The sequence below is a fragment of the Flavobacterium chungangense LMG 26729 genome, assembly GCF_000735715.2.
GTDB classification, from domain to species: Bacteria; Bacteroidota; Bacteroidia; order Flavobacteriales; family Flavobacteriaceae; genus Flavobacterium; species Flavobacterium chungangense.
Genome location: NZ_JASY01000003.1, coordinates 230,166 through 246,626, shown reverse-complemented (window position 1 = coordinate 246,626; position 16,461 = coordinate 230,166). Strand labels below are relative to the sequence as shown.

The 16,461-nt window shown below is 32.3% G+C and carries 12 protein-coding genes; 1 reads left to right on the top strand and 11 read right to left on the bottom strand.

The window, feature by feature from the left end; translation table 11 throughout:
• Nucleotides 1-46 precede the first annotated feature (46 nt).
• From JE46_RS08810 to JE46_RS08790, 5 genes are all read right to left on the bottom strand, one after another.
• A complete protein-coding gene (locus JE46_RS08810) occupies nt 47-613 on the bottom strand; it encodes a hypothetical protein (RefSeq protein WP_031454904.1) in 567 nt (188 codons plus the stop codon).
• 30 nt (nt 614-643) lie between these two features.
• Entirely contained in the window at nt 644-1,288 is a 645-nt protein-coding gene (locus JE46_RS08805; protein WP_031454903.1) for an alpha/beta hydrolase, read from the bottom strand.
• A 70-nt stretch (nt 1,289-1,358) separates the two neighbouring features.
• Complete coding sequence (locus JE46_RS08800; protein WP_031454902.1) at nt 1,359-1,685, bottom strand: membrane protein; 327 nt, start codon at nt 1,683-1,685, stop codon at nt 1,359-1,361.
• A gap of 3 nt (nt 1,686-1,688) precedes the next feature.
• Complete coding sequence (locus JE46_RS08795; protein WP_031454901.1) at nt 1,689-2,942, bottom strand: dihydroorotase; 1,254 nt, start codon at nt 2,940-2,942, stop codon at nt 1,689-1,691.
• Nucleotides 2,943-3,007: 65 nt separating this feature from the next.
• Nucleotides 3,008-4,936 (bottom strand): vWA domain-containing protein, encoded by a 1,929-nt coding sequence (locus JE46_RS08790; RefSeq protein WP_031454900.1) that lies wholly within the window; start codon nt 4,934-4,936, stop codon nt 3,008-3,010.
• Nucleotides 4,937-5,146: 210 nt separating this feature from the next.
• Here JE46_RS08790 and JE46_RS08785 point away from each other — a divergent pair, with 210 nt between their 5' ends.
• Nucleotides 5,147-6,259, top strand: coding sequence for a lactonase family protein (locus JE46_RS08785; RefSeq protein WP_031454899.1), 1,113 nt, complete (start codon nt 5,147-5,149; stop codon nt 6,257-6,259).
• Nucleotides 6,260-6,334: 75 nt separating this feature from the next.
• On the opposite strand, the gene JE46_RS08780 is transcribed toward JE46_RS08785, so the two are convergent.
• The 6 genes from JE46_RS08780 to JE46_RS08755 form a co-directional block, all read right to left on the bottom strand.
• Nucleotides 6,335-7,687 carry a DEAD/DEAH box helicase gene (locus tag JE46_RS08780; RefSeq protein WP_031454898.1) on the bottom strand — a complete coding sequence of 451 codons (1,353 nt, stop codon included), beginning with the start codon at nt 7,685-7,687 and terminating at the stop codon, nt 6,335-6,337.
• Between the two features lie 226 nt (nt 7,688-7,913).
• Entirely contained in the window at nt 7,914-10,079 is a 2,166-nt protein-coding gene (locus JE46_RS08775; protein ID WP_051872860.1) for a DUF4838 domain-containing protein, read from the bottom strand.
• Between the two features lie 185 nt (nt 10,080-10,264).
• On the bottom strand, nt 10,265-11,470 hold the full coding sequence (locus JE46_RS08770; RefSeq protein WP_051872854.1) for a YaiO family outer membrane beta-barrel protein: 1,206 nt from the start codon (nt 11,468-11,470) through the stop codon (nt 10,265-10,267).
• An 80-nt stretch (nt 11,471-11,550) separates the two neighbouring features.
• Nucleotides 11,551-13,920, bottom strand: coding sequence for an alkaline phosphatase family protein (locus tag JE46_RS08765; RefSeq protein WP_083480862.1), 2,370 nt, complete (start codon nt 13,918-13,920; stop codon nt 11,551-11,553).
• Nucleotides 13,921-13,943: 23 nt separating this feature from the next.
• Nucleotides 13,944-15,347, bottom strand: coding sequence for a glycosyltransferase family 2 protein (locus JE46_RS08760; protein ID WP_031454894.1), 1,404 nt, complete (start codon nt 15,345-15,347; stop codon nt 13,944-13,946).
• 35 nt (nt 15,348-15,382) lie between these two features.
• Nucleotides 15,383-16,456 (bottom strand): HEAT repeat domain-containing protein, encoded by a 1,074-nt coding sequence (locus JE46_RS08755; protein WP_035136466.1) that lies wholly within the window; start codon nt 16,454-16,456, stop codon nt 15,383-15,385.
• Nucleotides 16,457-16,461: the final 5 nt, after the last annotated feature.

The following is a 16,461-nucleotide window of genomic DNA, read 5'->3' as shown; positions in this document are numbered from 1 at the left end:
ATTTTTTAATCCTATTTTTTTTTTTGACAACAAAATTCTGTTTGAATTAGAAAACATGATGAGTCATAAAAATGATGGCATAAATCCAGAAGTTATACAGTATAGTAAAACTAAAGCCATATAAAATACTTTTTGAAAAATTACTTTTACAAACAGATGATTTTTTAAAAACGAGTCTCAATGCCCTGAAAAAAATCCAATACAGTATTCCGATAAAATTTAAGATTGTAATCCATAATATAGTTTCAAAAGCCCAAAGTAAATAGCTGGCTACCATAGAAACAATCAGCCATAAAATTATACTAAATATAATTTCAATAATTCCATCTCCAACCTCCGGAATGTCAGTTTCAACTGCCATGTTTTTTTGAAAAAATATATTTTCCTGTTCGAGTTCTCCTAAATTATGTTTGATTTTAATTCCTTTATATAATCCGATTGAGATAAACAAAAAGAAAGAAAGAGATAAAATCGAGGTAGAGATTAATGAATTTTTGAAGAGTGAATTATCAAATCCTAAACCTAAAATCCAAACGGATAAAATAGTTAACGGGATGACAATAAGAGTAATTATAAAAATATTTCTGGAATTAATAATGTTATAATTACTCATAATGTATTTCTTGCAAATTGCTTATTAGGGCTAATTTTTCAGCCAATTCTTAAAATCAAAGAAATTTTGCGGAGCCACGCCATGTCCAACAGGATATTCCTTATAAGTAACAGGAATATTTAAATTTTCTAAAATAGCCGGTGTTTTTCTGGCCCAATCTATTGGAATGACCTGATCGACAGTTCCATGCGAAGCGAATATTGTCAGGTTTTTAAAATCGTTTTTCTCGAAATCTTCCTTAATAATTTCTGCATTAAAATAACCACTCATTGCTACCACTCTCTGAATTTTTTCAGGATAAGAAAGTGCTACTGAATAACTTAAAATCGAACCCTGACTGAATCCTACTAAAGTCACATTATTTGGATCAATAGGATAATTCGCAATTAATTCATCTATAAAATTTGCAATTATATCACGTGAGGTTTTGGCTTGTTCATTGTCTGAAAATTTATTCTGATCAGCGTCAAAATTAATGGCATACCAGGCATAGGCACCATATTGTAAATCATAAGGTGCTCTTGCTGAAATAATGTAATAATTATCAGGAAGTTCAGTAGCAAACGAAAACAGATCGGCTTCGTTACTGCCGTATCCGTGTAATAATAGCAATACAGGGTTTTTGTCCAGGATTACTTTTGGGGTTTGTATTTTATATTCTAAAGATAGATTCATTTTTTTGTAAGTATTATAGTTTTATGCTTCAGTTGGGTTCGAAATCCGGTTTTTAATTTTGATATTCTGTTTACCCGATACTTTTAAGCCATTTCTGGAAAAGTCCGCCAACCAAAGGCATTGGTCTTGTGTGGCCCTGAATAGCACTGAAAATTCCGTAAGCCCATAAAACAGATACAAAAATCCACATGGGGAAAGTGATAAAAAAACTGTCGAAAGGACTGATAATTAAGGCCAGGGAAATAAAAGTAATTGATAAACCTGCGGCCTGGCGGATATGAAAAGAAGCAAAGCTGTTTTTATTTTCAGAATTCATACTCATGGCAATCAAAACGCCAATAATTAGAATATAACTTGTAATAGCAATTGGTTTTCCTTCTTCGACTGTATTATTCATTTTTTATTTTGTAATAAGTTGATTTTGATTTAATATTCCATAAACAGAACCTGTGATTTCAGTTCCTAAAAAAGCAGAATTTTTAGATTTTGAAAGGATGTTTTCTTTTGTAAAAGTCGATTTTCTTTCCGGAGTAAAAAATGTGAAATTAGCTTTTCCACCCTCTTTGATTGTATTACTTTCTAAACCGAACACTTCTCTTCCTGAAGTTAATTTTGAAATTACAGTTTCTAAAGGCAAAACCGTCAATAAAGCTCCAAAAGAACTTTCTAAGCCAATAGTTCCGTTTTTGGCAGTATCAAATTCCATTTTTTTAAATTCAATATCAATTGGATTGTGGTCAGATGTAATTAAATCAATTGTTCCATCTGCGATTCCGTTAAGTAATGCTTGTCTGTCAAGTTCGGTTCTTAGTGGCGGAGTGACTTTAAAACGTGTATCAAAACCGTCCAGTTTTTCATCGGTTAAAACCAAATGATGGACAGATGCACTGCAGGTTATGTTTAAGCCTTTCGCTTTTGCTTCTCTAATCAATTGAACTGATTTTGCTGTAGAAATGGTTGGAATGTGAAGTTTGCCTCCCGTGTATTCCAGTAAAAATAAATTTCGGGCGATTTGCAATTCTTCGGCCAGATTTGGAATTCCTTTTAAACCTAATCTGGTTGAAACAATTCCTTCATTTGCTACTCCATTTCCTTTTATATTAGCATCCTGGGAATATGCAATTACCAGACCATCAAAATCCTGAACATATTGTAAGGCGATTTTTAGCAGATTGGCATTGTCAAGACTTTTATTGTAATCTCCAAAAGCGATGGCTCCCGATTTTTTCATATCAAACAATTCGGCCATATCTTTTCCTTCACTGGCTTTGGTTAAAGCACCAATAGGAAAGAGTTCTGTGGCAAAACCATTTGCTTTATTTTTTACAAAATTCACCTGTGATTGATTATCAATTACAGGAAAGGAGTTGGGTTGTAAAGCAATAGCTGTAAATCCGCTTTTTGCTGCAACATTCAACCCATTTGCTATAGTTTCTCTGTCTTCGTAACCCGGTTCTCCAAACGAAACACTGCTGTCAAACCAACCTTGGGAAAGATGTAAATTATCAAACTTAACTTCTGTTGTGTCATCAATGTCAAGAATGGATGTTCCTATTTTTTCAATTAAACCATCTGCAATTAAAAGATCAACAGTCTGGTTGTGAAACGGACTTTTTGAATCGATAATTTTGGCGCTTCTGATGATTATTTTCATATGTAGATATTTTTTTGTCGTAAAATGATTTTGTAAAAAGTAAGTCCTTTTAGAAAAAATGGAATCTATTTTACAAATTTTATAATGGCCATTTCTAATGCTAAAAATAACAGTGCAAAGATAACAAACCATTTCCAAATTTGGCTGTCTGTGCGTTCAGTTTGTAAGGTGTTGAAAATGGTTGAAATTGTATCAGCAGTTTTAAAATCTGAAACTACATTTGTGTTTACCTGACTCAGGTCGCTTTCACTTCGGTTGTAATTGAAACTCAGGTTTTCAACTGATTCTTTTTTATCAAAAACGCTGTAATTTCCAGCTGTGTCCGGAAAATCATTGAAAGTTAGTTTAACCTTATTATTCAATATTTGCTGAATTGGAATAAATGAATCTTCTGTTCCTTTAACTTCTAAGATGACATCTTTGCTTAGTAAAACATCCACAAAATAAGGCTGATTATTACCAATTGTCAGGGCGTTTACACCTGTTTTTTGATTGTTTTGCCCCATTTTATAAAATAAGGGAACTATTAGCGGAGATTGCTGAAAATTAGAATTCTCTGAATTTACAGGAGCTGAAAAAACAGTAATTCCTGCAACCGGATTCTGAATCATGGTTACAAAAGGACTTTGGTCTTCATAATATAAAACCGCCGGGTAAGGGCTTGAAATATCAAAAGAGGAATTTATTTTTGGATACTGGAAATTCGTGATTTTATTTTCAAAAACACCGGAAAAAAGAGGATGATCGAAATTGATTTTCGTAATTTGTTTACTTTCTGTTTTTAGATTGTTGAATTGAATTTTTCCAAAATTTGCTAAAAAAGTATTCAGATTTGAAACTGAACTTTTTTCAGAAGGAATAACAACCAGATTACCGCCTTTTGAAACAAAAGCTTTTAAAGTCGTCTGCAAGGCCTGTGGAATTTCAGTTAATTCATTCAGAATTATAGTGTTTTGCTTTTCTAAGCTATTGTAATCTAAAGAATTGATGGAGTAATTGTTGTAATTGAATTCTGCAGGAGTATAAATCCTGGATAAGAAATTGCTTTTTTCTGGTTCTCCGATGCTAATAACATTTGTTTTTTTAGCTTTCGAAATACTGAAAAAAAGTGTATTGTCATAAGAAAGACCGTTATCTTCAATCACTACATAACCATGAAAAGCTTCTTTTGGAATCGTGAAATTGACTTTCTTTTTCTTCGAATCAAAATTAATAATCGTTTTGGCAATAAGCTTTTTCTGATTGTACAATGCCATCGAAACGGGTTTAAAATCTTCGCCGTATGCTGATAAATTAATTCCTATTTCGTAGAAATTTTCTAAAGTCTGGTTGATAAAAACACTGTCGATTGAAATGTTGTTTTTTTGTTCTGCTTCCGGAATTATAAAATAGGGTTCCTCGTCAAAATCGATATTTTTCACATCTTTTTCGGCTAAACCAACAGCATCCGTAATAATGACAATATCTTTTTTATTTGCCGATTTGTGTGCTTTTATCTTTGCAGTTATTGCTGAAAGTTCAAATGGAGTTGCACTGTATTTTAGATTCTGCAGTGAACTTTTAGCCGATTTAATATCTGTGTTCCAGAAGTTGTCGGTATTGGTTAGCAGTGAAAATTTAGCAGTTTCTGGTGTATTTTCTAAAAGTTCCTGAACAGCACGTTTTAATAATTCACCTTTTTTTCCTTTGGCCTGCATGCTAAAGGAATTATCAAGGACAATGTACATTTCGTTTGCTGAATTTTTACTGTCAATGGCTTCAAAAAAAGGCTGGGCAAAAGCCAGAATAACACAAGTTAGTAAAAGTAAACGTGTTGCTAATAATAGTCTTTTCTTTATTTTAGAACTTTTACGGGTTTGAATGGCAAGTTCTTTTAAAAACCGGACATTGGTAAAATAAGAAGTTTTAAATCGTCGTAATTGAAACAAATGAACCAAAATTGGAACAATCAATAAGAACAGAAAGTATAGAATTTCGGGATTTTTAAAATGCATTCAGGCTTTGATTTATTTCACTATGTTATTTGTATGCAAATGTGCCTGCCAAAAATACAAATTTGTTGAGAGTTAAAGCCTGCAAAGCAAAACTTTTTATTGAAAAGATATTTGAATAATATAACTTTTCAAAATTCATTTATAACGGAAAAATCTGTCGAAAAAGATATTATTGCCTATTTTAGCTAATTCAAAAAACCACTTTATAATATGAAAAGAATGTATCTAATATTATTTTCAGCTTTGGCAGTTATTTCTTCAAAAGCTCAGAATAAGTTTAATTTATTGGTAGGAACCTATACCAATACTTGCGAGAGCAAAGGAATTTATGTTTATGAATTCAATGCTGACTCAGGGGATTTTCAATTAAAAAATTCTTCAGAAAACGCTGTAAGTCCAAGTTATTTATCAGTTTCTGCAGATAATAAATTTGTTTATGCCGTAAATGAGAATGGTAATCAAAGTACTGTCAGTGCTTTTAGTTACGATTCTAAAACAGGTAAAATAAAATTAATAAATAAAAATGATGCTTTAGGTGCAGATCCCTGTCATTTGATCAATGATAGTAAAAATGTAATTGCAGCTAATTATTCAGGTGGAAACATTGCTGTATTTAAGAAAAATGCAGACGGTAGTATTACAGAAGTACAGCAATTAATTCAGCATGAAGGCAAAGGACCAAATGAGGCGCGTCAGGAAAAAGCGCATGTACATATGGTTGCCTTTTCTCCGGATAAAAAGTTTGTATTTGCAAATGATTTGGGTCAGGATAAAGTTTTTATCTATAAATATAATCCTGCTTCGGCACATGAAATTTTAAAATTAAAAGGAAGTGTTGATGTCAAAAAAGGAAGTGGTCCAAGACATTTGACTTTTAGTAAAGACGGTAAATATGTTTATTTATTGCAGGAATTAGACGGTACCCTCACAACTTTTGGTTACAATAAAAATGGGACTCTCAAACTTTTAAAAGAAACCAACATTATTCCGAAAGATTTTAAAGGAGCAAACAGTTCTGCAGCAATTAAAATCTCTCCTGACGGCAAATTTTTATATGTTTCAGATCGTGGAGATGTAAATTCGATTACGGTTTATACTATTTTAAAAGATGGAAGTATCACCAAAATAGGACAAGTGAGTACTCAGGGAAAAGGACCAAGAGATTTTGCGATTGATCCGTCCGGAAAGTTTCTTTTGGTTGGGCATCAATATACCAATGATATTATTATTTTTAAAAGAGATAAAATCACAGGAAAACTTACATACACGGGTAAAAAAATTGAATTATGTTCACCAGTGGGGTTGGTTTTTACAAAAATATAAAATATCCAAATTCCAATAAAAAAATTCCAAATTCCAATGTTATACTTAGGATTTGGAATTTGGAATTTTATTTTTTTATTTATCCTTGTCTTTTCTCTTCTTGTCTCTGGTTTTCAGCATATTTCGATTAACAGAGCCATGTGTTTTCTTTTTTGTTTTTGAAGGCCCGCCCAAATTAACTTTCTTGTTCTTTTTGCTTTTTTCATGAAAAGCACCATCACCATCAAGTTTTACTTTTTTCATTAAAAACTTAATCGGCTGTTTGTCTTTTTCAGGTTCGATCAGTTTGGTTGAAATTTCAACTTCTTCAGGAAAATCGGTAATTTTAAGTTCCTGATTCATTAAAAGTTCTGTTTCGATTTTAAATTCTTCTTCTCTTGGAGCAACAAAACTGATGGCTGTTCCTGTTGCGTCTGCACGACCCGTACGACCAATTCTGTGCATATACAATTCAGGCTCTTCAGGAAGTTCAAAGTTGATTACGTGAGTGATGTCAGAAATATCCAAACCTCTAGCCATAATATCGGTTGTAATCAGGCCGCGAAGATTTCCTTCCTGAAATTCGGCCATCGTACTCAAACGATAATTTTGAGATTTATTAGAGTGAATTACTCCAAACTGACCTTCAAAATCTTCTTCGATTCGGGTATGAAGCATATCTGAAATCTTTTTATTGTTTACGAAAACCAAAACGCGGTTCATACTTTCGTCAGTTTCCAATAAATGTTTCAAAAGATTTACTTTCGTATTGAAATTCGGAACGTTATAGGTAATTTGAGTGATTTTTTCAAGTGGGGTTCCTGAAGCTGCAAGCGTAACTTCTTCCGGGAAATCAAAAAAGTCATTTAAAACTGCATCCACTTCATCTGTCATGGTTGCAGAGAATAAAATGTTTTGGCGTTTGGTTTTCATCATAGCCAAAAGAGCCGTCAATTGTGTACGGAAACCTAAGTTCAGCATTTCGTCAAACTCATCAATAACAAGCTTTTGAGTTTCATCAAAACGAATCACAGCGTCAAGCGCCAAATCCATTGTTCTACCCGGTGTTCCAACTAAAATATCGACTCCTTCGTAAACCGCTTTCTTTTGTGTATTGATATTTACTCCTCCAAAAATTCCTAATGTTTTAACCGACATGTATTTGGTCAGTTTTTCAACTTCTTCTACCACCTGAACCACTAATTCACGGGTTGGAACCAGAATCACGATTTTTGGTGTATTGGTATTGGTGAATTTATATAATTTTAAGAGAGGTAATAAGTAAGCAAATGTTTTACCAGTACCGGTTTGCGCAATCCCCATCATATCGCGACCTGACATAATCACAGCAAAGGATTTTTCCTGAATAGGAGTAGGAGTAACAAATCCTAATTCATCGATTGCTTTTTGTACTGATTTTGGAAGATTGAATTTTTCGAACGTGCTCATTTGCCTTATTTTTTTGCAAAGATAGTATTAAATCCCCTTATAACAGACAAATACTGTAGACATCGTTAATCAATTGTAAGTTTAAATATTAAAATCTTAATTTTAAACAGCTTTTACACGTAACAACTAGCATCAGGCAACTTTAATTTCTTCTTCACTGAAAGAAGGCAAAGCTTTGCATAATTATTTTTTATTAAAACAATGATTTCAGGATTTTTAGTATTTATTATTTTTGTGTGAGTACTATTTCATCTAACATAAGCATTGGCTTTTTATTTTTTCTTTCTCGCCAGACAGGAAGTTTCTGTTCCGGAATTAAAATGATTTTTATTTTATCAAAAACATGAAAATTAATATTGAGAAACTTGTATTCTTTGATATTAGTGATTTGATTTTCTCTTGATTGTTGGTTTTTTTGTTCTTTGATGACTTCCCATTTTTGATTTCGAAAGCCCTTCAAAATAATTTTTTTCGGCAAAAATATCCAGTGTCTCTGATCTTCTAAACATTGAAATTCTAAAGAGTTAAAATCTACGTTATTACAATCAATACTTATTTCGGCATTTTCGCCGTACCAGCCTGTCCAGTTAAGATTAATATCTTTATAACCTTTTATTCCATCATTGAGACCTCTTTCTTTTTTAGCATTAAAATCTGAGGAAGGCTGGGTTTCAAATTTGTATTTTAGGGTTTCTCCTAAATGCTCTGTGACATTATTTTTAGCAATATAGTTCCATTGAATGCTATATTCTTCAGGGCTTAAGCCGTCTTCACTGAGTTCGTAAATACCGAAATCTGAACAGTTTTTTACAAAATCCTGAACCCTGTTTTCCAGATTATCTTTCACAGAAAATGAGTCTCCGTTTTTTTGATACATTCCGTGAGGTTCTTTTCCATAGAACTTTGCCTGCTCAAAATAAACATACTCTAATGGTAATCTCAGTTTTAAAATTCTCCTGGCTATTACAGGCTCATCTTTGGAAATCATTTCAGCCTGACTTATTAACTGATCGTATTGATCCATTGCTTCTGGAGAGAGAAATGTGTTCCTGCTTTCTATTGGATTGGTATAAATATTCAGATAGCGGTTACTTTTTTTCTGATTTTGAATAAGTAAATCAAGATATTTTTTGACAAACGGAGAAGCATTGCCATAAAAACCATTTAGGAAGTCATTTGTTACAGCTTCAACATCAGTATTGGTATCCCAAATTATTTTTGCTAAAAGATATTGTCTCAACTCATATAAATCTCCTGCAATATCTGCATAACCCTGTACAAAGAGACCTTTGACCTTATTTTGTTCGTATAATTTATAGTTTTCCGAAAAAGTATGAAAGTTTGGAAAAGGAGAAAGATAATTGGTGAATTCAACCGTGTAGTCCCATAAATATAAATGGTCTGTAGCAGCACTCCATTTGTGGAGCGTATTCAAAAAGTCATTATTGCCTGGTGTTTCTTGGATAGCTTTTCCACGATTCATTTCAATTGGGCAAAAAAGCGTATAAATATTAGGTTTAATTTTAATGTTTTTTGGAGCCTGATAGGTGTGAAGATAAGCTAAAGTTGTTATTTTAGTTTTTGGAAATTGTACAGCAATTTTATTTAGAAAGTAATACAACGATCCTTGCGGTCCTCCATGTTTTTCATTTAAAATTTTACATTTATCACATTCACAATACACAACATCATCATTCTGGCTTATTGAAAAGAAACGAGCATTAGGATTTTGGCTAATAATGTCAGCCATTTTTTTTGAAACAATTTTGACTACACCATCATTGCTCATGCATAATGATTCTGGATTTCGCTTACCTTCGTATAGAGCAAAAAAGGCCGGATTTTTTTTAAAATATTCTTTGGCACTTAATAATTTATAGAAGGAATGTCCCCAAATACCAAAATCATCGATTTGCCAATCCAGTTTGTGCCAGTCCCTAAAATTTTCATCGTAACAATCCGGATAAAACAAAGCGCGATATTCAAAAGAAGGGGCATAGGTTTTATTGAAGTTCTTTGGGAATGTTACTTCTTTCAGTTTCGGAATAAAACTGTCCTTTGCAGTATATTTTCTAAAACCCAATGCTTCCAGTAAGGTATAAATGGCATATCGCAATGTTTTTTCATTCGAACCAATTAGACAGATGTTTTTTTCATCGCTTTTGATGATAAATGAATCATTTTTATTTACACTTTTGGGATTAATTTCAAGAATAATTTTTGAACTATCAACGTTTTCTGATTTGTTGTTTTGAATAAAAATTGGATTCTCAAAAGCCTGGTCTAAATAGCTTTTTAAAAGAACGGATGCTTTTTTTGTATAATCATTAGAAGAAACAATACTAATTTCCTGCCCTTTCGTATTTGCTAAATGTAAGGAGTTTTGAGCCATAATTTTGCAGTTTAGAAAAGATAAGAAAACAACAATGCAGAAAATAGGACGTTGTTTAATTTGCATTATTTAGAATTGATATTGGAACTTCAAATAAGCTCTGGTTTCATTTTTTTCTTACCACAAAATTAACTTCAAAGCAGGATAAAATATTGATTGATTTTCTTTTAATTTTTGCCAATTTATTACCTAAATCTAATTTCCCAGGACAATGCAAGGGTTGAAATCCAGAAATAATTGCCCTGGTCAAAAGGAATTTCCTGATGAATGATTCCGAGTTGTGCTCCCCAGGCATTTTGTTTGTTATTGGTAGAAAAATAATAAGAAACATTTAGTTTTTGGGATTGCAGATTTACAATTCGGTCATCATTTGTAAAAAAATAATTCTGATTGAGTTCCGGCGAAATTCCGGCTCCAACATTGATGCCGAAATAATTATCAGCATCACTTCTGTATTTTCGATATGTTAAAGTACCTGAGGAACTTAATCCATTGTCTCCCGGAGTAAAATAAGGACGGAAAGACCAGTAATTATTTCCGTTGTACCAGGTTACAGAACCAGTATAAATCATGGTTGTTGTATCGTATTGCAAACCTCTGAGCCCTAGCGAAACTTCAAAACTTCTGGGCAGTGATTTAAAAATTTCTGCACCGTATCTATAATCAGGAAATAAAGAAGAACCAGATACACCAAAGTTTAAGTAAGCATACATTCCTTTGGCAATTTTAGGATATAAATCAACCTCATACTGAGTTCCGTATTCACCAAGTCTTCTGTCGATATTAACTCTCCCAATAATGCTGCCGTAACTGGTTTGGCGGGCATATTTTACAGCATTATAAAACATAGGATCAAAGACATCAGAGTAAATATTGATTTCTGAAGTCACACCAATCGTATTGTTTCGGACTGTTTTTCTCAAAGCCGAATCAGATTCTTTAGTTATAGAATCATTTGGGATCTTACTGGATATCGTTTGGACCCCACCGGCAGTAGCAGTTGGGATCATTGTACTTTCCTGAGCGCTTTTCTGCAAGTCCAGTATTTCAGTATCATTTGGAAATTTTTTCAGCGCTTTCTTGCATAATTTCAATGCAAGAAAGGGAAAGTCAGCCCACATTTCATTCTTAATGGCTGCTATCCATGTGGTTTTCCTGTGTGTATCTTTTCCTAAAATTTTTTGAAATTCGGTTCTTGCTTTTTTATAATCTCCATCCCAGGCATAGGTCGAAGCCAAAAATTCACGAACATCATGATAATCGGGATATTTAGTCAGGATGTGTAATAAAGTATCTTGTGCCTGCTTTCTGTTATTGTTGAAAGCCAGGTCACGAGCTGTTTTAAAAGAGATATCAGGGTCGCCAGAATATGTTTTTTCCTGTCCAGTCATTTGAAATGAAACTGAAAATAACGTTATAATGAGAAAAATATAGATTTTATGAAAAATTTCTTTTTGTATAACAGTGCCCATTACTTATGTTGTTTTGAATTGTTGATTGATTTTTGAGATCTTTCGATCTTTATTTTGATTTCTGGATTTTTTATGCCGTTTGACAATGCTAATTCCCCTGTTTCTATAACTTTTTTATTCTGTTCAGACCACCAATAGACATCCATCAGTGCCAAATAGGCATCATCATACAAAGGCATTCTTTTGATCACAATCAGCAACTCATGTTCTGCTTTTTTATATTCACCGTCCCAACCCAATATTCGGCCTTTTAAAGTCCGTACATCTGAATAATTGGGTAATTCATTTAATATAAAATCGCATAATAAAATCGCTGTTTTGTGCTTTTTATTGAAAGCTAACTCCCTTGCTTTGAAAAACATCTGGTCGGGATTTAATCCTTTGGTTAGTTTGTCGATCTCGATTTGCTCTTCCTTAGTAAAATGAACTCCCTGCTCTTTGTTTAAATTCAATGATTTTGGAATAATTTTATCCTTCTGTGTCAAATATGCATTCAGATGTTTAAAGGTATTAAATTCACTGTTAACCTTATCCAAAATAGAATCGTCACTGATTCTTTCTACATCAAAATTATCTTTTATTTTGTACAATTCACCACTCGAATACAAATATTCTTTATACACATAATCATCAATAGTTCCCTTATTTCGGGTCAAAGGAATACCCTGATTATTCCTGAATTCTTTTGCAGTGTCAAGTCCTTTACCCATCCAGGCGGTTTGATCCAGTTTGTTGAATTTGTAATTATTAAACAAAAAGGAAACCAAACTTGGTGTCACATCCCAGTGCGAAGAAACTGATTTAAACGATTCCGTTCTTTTTAGCATTGGACTAAAAATATACAAAGGCACATGAAAACGGCATAATTTGTCTTTTTGAGGAATAGGAATCAAACGGTGGTCGCCTGTAATTATAAAGATGGTATTTTTATAATCAGGTCTTTTTGCATACGCTTCCATGTAATTTTTAATTGCATTATCAGTGTAATTCAAACAGGCAAAAATATCTTTATAAGAGCCAATGTTTCCTTTTTGCGATTTTAGATTTTCATGGGTATCAATAATAGTATCAATCTTTTTTAAGTATTCATTTTTTTCCGGAAAGTCAAAAGGTTCATGATTGGTAAGGGTTTGAATGATATCCAATCGGGGAAGTTTCATTTTGTTAGTCTCGACCAGTGCTTTCCTGAAAATTTCAGCATCAGGATAACCCCAGGAAAAGCCTCTTGCATTAGCTTTTGTTTGAGTATATTCTGAACCATAATTATTTTTGTCGATTGTATTATCAATGCCGTTTTGATCCAGAAAGTTGATTTTTCTATCAAAATTTGCATCATCTCCAGAATAGAAAGATGTGGTGTACCCATTAGCTTTTAGCACATTTATAAGGGAAAGATGTCTCGGAAACGGATTTAATTCTAAAAAACCTTTCTCACCATAAGTTAATGAACCCAATAATGAAGAAAGTACGGCAAAAGTTCTTCCACCGTTACTTAAAAAATTTTCCCAATACAATGATTTTGGAATCATCGAATCTAAGTAGGGGGTAAATCCTGCATATTCGTTTTTACCAATAAATTCGGCCCCCAAACCTTCAACAACAATAACGACAATATTTGGTTTTTCATTGGTAATATTAAAATAAGGAGCTAAAACATCGGGAGTAGATTTAAAAGGTTTCAGCATCGGATATTCTGATTTGAATTTGATGTTTTGAATGTTTTTGGCTATGTTTTTATCTCTTTCAAACCGAATAATGTCTTTGGTTAAAAACGCCAGCTTATTTTCGTACTTTGAGTCAGAGAGGTCGGGAACAAATAATTTTATACATCCTGCGATAATTAAGAGTGTAAATATTGCTCCTAAAAGGATTTGCTTTTTGCCCAGTTTTGTAAAAGCAAAATAGATCCCCAAATACAATAAAGGAATTATTATAAAGGGAAGGAAATACATAAATGAAAGAGACTCAGATGCTGTTACGGTTGTGTATATGTCTGAAATAGAGTATCCTATTAGATCTGCTCCCAGGTTGACAAGGGTTGTAGAGCTATATTTTACCAATGCAAACTGAATAATTACAATCAAAGAGAAAGCTATTTTGATAAATAATACCCCAAGATGCTTTTTGATATAATTTAGTATGAAATAAAATGGACTAAATAGCAATCCTATAGATATTCCGGTGCAAAAATCATTTGATAATTTATAGATTAATGTAGTGCTGCTATTTTGATTTGCTGAACCATTAGTAGTTGATAAAGTTTCAAATAAACTTAATAAGCAAAATATAACAATTACAGAAAAAATTAAATTGATATAGGTATAAGTATAGCTATTATTTAAAATGTCTTTTAATTTTTTTATTATCATCTTTAGAAGTATAAAGTAAGTATTTATGCTTTAGTCATTCCCTTTCGCGTCATATGTCCCCATTCTATTTTTTTGTAAAAATAGTAATTTATGTTTCCTTTTATTGCTGAGTATAGAATTATTGGATGAATTACAAAAGGTTCTAAAAAGGCTATTATTATTAATTTAAAGCCTATTGATTTTTTTTTGTATTGATGGTAAGTAAGCTCTTCAGAGAAAATTGCAACAATTGAAAACATAACTGAAAACGTATAAGCCAGAATAATAAATGCTAATGCATAATCCCATCTTACTTCATTGAGAGCGATAAGAATCCCAAAATACAGGATACCTGCAACTTCAATAATTGGAGCCAATCTTTCAAAAATCAGCCAATACGGATAACTGACAAGTCCTAAGGATCTATATTTGGGATTAAATGCTATTTTACGGTGTTTTCTAAGTGTTTCGATAGTTCCACGGGTCCATCTGTTTCTTTGGGATATAAATGTTTTGTAATTGTCCGGAGCTTCTGTCCAGCATAATGGATCCGGAATATAAGCAACTTTGTATTTTTCTTTGAGTTCTTCCATGTGTCTTCTCATTCGAACAATAATTTCCATATCTTCTCCAACAGTATTTGTATCGTAACCACCAACATCGATAGCTATTTTTTTATCAAATAGACCAAAAGCGCCAGATATTACCAATAGTCCGTTTAGCCTGCTCCATGCCATTCTTCCTAATAAAAAAGCTCTTAGGTATTCTAAAATTTGTCCTTGTTCCAGCCATGTTTTAGGAAAATTTATATCCAGTAATTTACCATCGTTAACTATACACGAATTAGCAATTCTTATGACACCTCCCGAAGCAATTACTTTAGTATCGGTTGATTCCAGAAAAGGTTTAATCATTTTTTGAAGTGCGTCTTCTAATAACAAGCAATCTACATCTATACAGGCTACATATCTGTTTTTACTCATATTTAGTCCCATGTTCAAAGCATCAGCCTTTCCTCCGTTTTCTTTGTCAATTACAGTTAATTTGTCAAAAGCAGGATTTGTAGATTTATAAACACCTTTTCGTAATGGTTTTGTTTTAATATGTTCATTGATGAGATGATCAATTTGAACCAGGTCGTAGGCTTGAATAAGCTTGCTTAAACTGTCATCTTTGCTTCCGTCATTTACAATAATAACATCATAATTTACATAATGACTTGATAACAAAGACCGGACATTTTCTACAATATTCAAACTTTCATTGTAAGCAGGCGCTATAATTGAAATTGATGGAGAAAAAGTAGAGGATAATATTTCCTTGTAATTAACAAAGCTGTTTTTTTTAATGTATTCAATGGTTTCGACAGCTGAAATCATTGCCAATAGGATATAAGATGCAATAGCAAATACAGAAAATACAAGAAAAAAATAATGAATGATTGACATTAAAATTTAAACTTTACTGGATTGATACTATTCAATTAGGCTATTAATGCTTTTTTAAATTCGGCTTCATATAATGCATATTCTTCAAAATTAATGTTTTTTAAAATTTCCATTATTAACAGCCTTATTTCAGAATTTTCGTGATGTATTTGCTCTAATATAAAAGGTTTGTCACCAGCTTCATATACATTTGCCATCATTTTAATAAAAGCAATTTGTTCTTCATGACTGCGTTCATTAAAATTGTTTTTTAAAATGTTTTTAGCTTCAAATATGTTCAAATCACTCAAGGCAGAAATTGTATTGATTCTTACATCCTCACTCTTGTGGTGCAACAGCTCAATAAGTTCTTCTTTTGCCTCAAACTGATTATAAACTTTGGCAAGTTTTAGCGTAAAGACAACCACCGAATCATTTGATGATTTCAGCCATGGTCTAATATCTGCAATTTGTGTGTCATTATTAATTTGAAGAATTTCCAATAATTGAATCTGATCCCACTCGGATAAAGAGGTTTGTAAAACATTCAAAAAATCAAGTCCTTTAAAAGCATACAGGTAAACCAGATACAATTGCATTTCTTTACGAACTTCCTTCTTTGGATGATTGATGTTGTTCATTATTATTTTATGAACTGCCTTTATTTTGAATTGAGTAAGCTCTCTGATACCAATTGCAATAACTTCCCATTTTTTATTTCTTAGTTTTGCTAATGAGTAACGTAAAAGCCCCAGTTTTACAAAGAGTTTGTCAATTGATTCACCCATTTCACCGGATATTTCATTTCTTAATTTCAATAATATTGAAACTATTATTTTTCTTTTAAAAGGATTCGCAATGCTTTTTTTTAATTTGTCGATAATTTTTAGCTGCTCCGGACTAAATGCTTCGTTATCATTTCCGGCATATAAATAGGTCACAAGATAGGATTCGTACTTTGCCTGATATTTATCGACTATCTTTTCATTGGCTCTTAAATAATTTCTTAAATATTTGAGGTAAAAAGCCAGTAAACAGATGATGGTTAAAAAAATGCCACTAAAAAACCATACCAATTTGATGATTAGAGAAGTGTTTTCGAAATATCCTAAAATGTCGTTAGTATTCATGATTT

Excerpts from the sequence above, each read along its gene's own strand:
- JE46_RS08785 (WP_031454899.1), top strand. The coding sequence starts at position 5,147 with ATGAAAAGAATGTATCTAATATTATTTTCAGCTTTGGCAGTTATTTCT.
- JE46_RS08795 (WP_031454901.1), bottom strand. The coding sequence starts at position 2,942 with ATGAAAATAATCATCAGAAGCGCCAAAATTATCGATTCAAAAAGTCCG.
- JE46_RS08760 (WP_031454894.1), bottom strand. The coding sequence starts at position 15,347 with ATGTCAATCATTCATTATTTTTTTCTTGTATTTTCTGTATTTGCTATT.
- JE46_RS08790 (WP_031454900.1), bottom strand. The coding sequence starts at position 4,936 with ATGCATTTTAAAAATCCCGAAATTCTATACTTTCTGTTCTTATTGATT.
- JE46_RS08775 (WP_051872860.1), bottom strand. The coding sequence starts at position 10,079 with ATGGCTCAAAACTCCTTACATTTAGCAAATACGAAAGGGCAGGAAATT.
- JE46_RS08780 (WP_031454898.1), bottom strand. The coding sequence starts at position 7,687 with ATGAGCACGTTCGAAAAATTCAATCTTCCAAAATCAGTACAAAAAGCA.
- JE46_RS08810 (WP_031454904.1), bottom strand. The coding sequence starts at position 613 with ATGAGTAATTATAACATTATTAATTCCAGAAATATTTTTATAATTACT.
- JE46_RS08805 (WP_031454903.1), bottom strand. The coding sequence starts at position 1,288 with ATGAATCTATCTTTAGAATATAAAATACAAACCCCAAAAGTAATCCTG.
- JE46_RS08770 (WP_051872854.1), bottom strand. The coding sequence starts at position 11,470 with ATGACTGGACAGGAAAAAACATATTCTGGCGACCCTGATATCTCTTTT.
- JE46_RS08755 (WP_035136466.1), bottom strand. The coding sequence starts at position 16,456 with ATGAATACTAACGACATTTTAGGATATTTCGAAAACACTTCTCTAATC.
- JE46_RS08800 (WP_031454902.1), bottom strand. The coding sequence starts at position 1,685 with ATGAATAATACAGTCGAAGAAGGAAAACCAATTGCTATTACAAGTTAT.
- JE46_RS08765 (WP_083480862.1), bottom strand. The coding sequence starts at position 13,920 with ATGATAATAAAAAAATTAAAAGACATTTTAAATAATAGCTATACTTAT.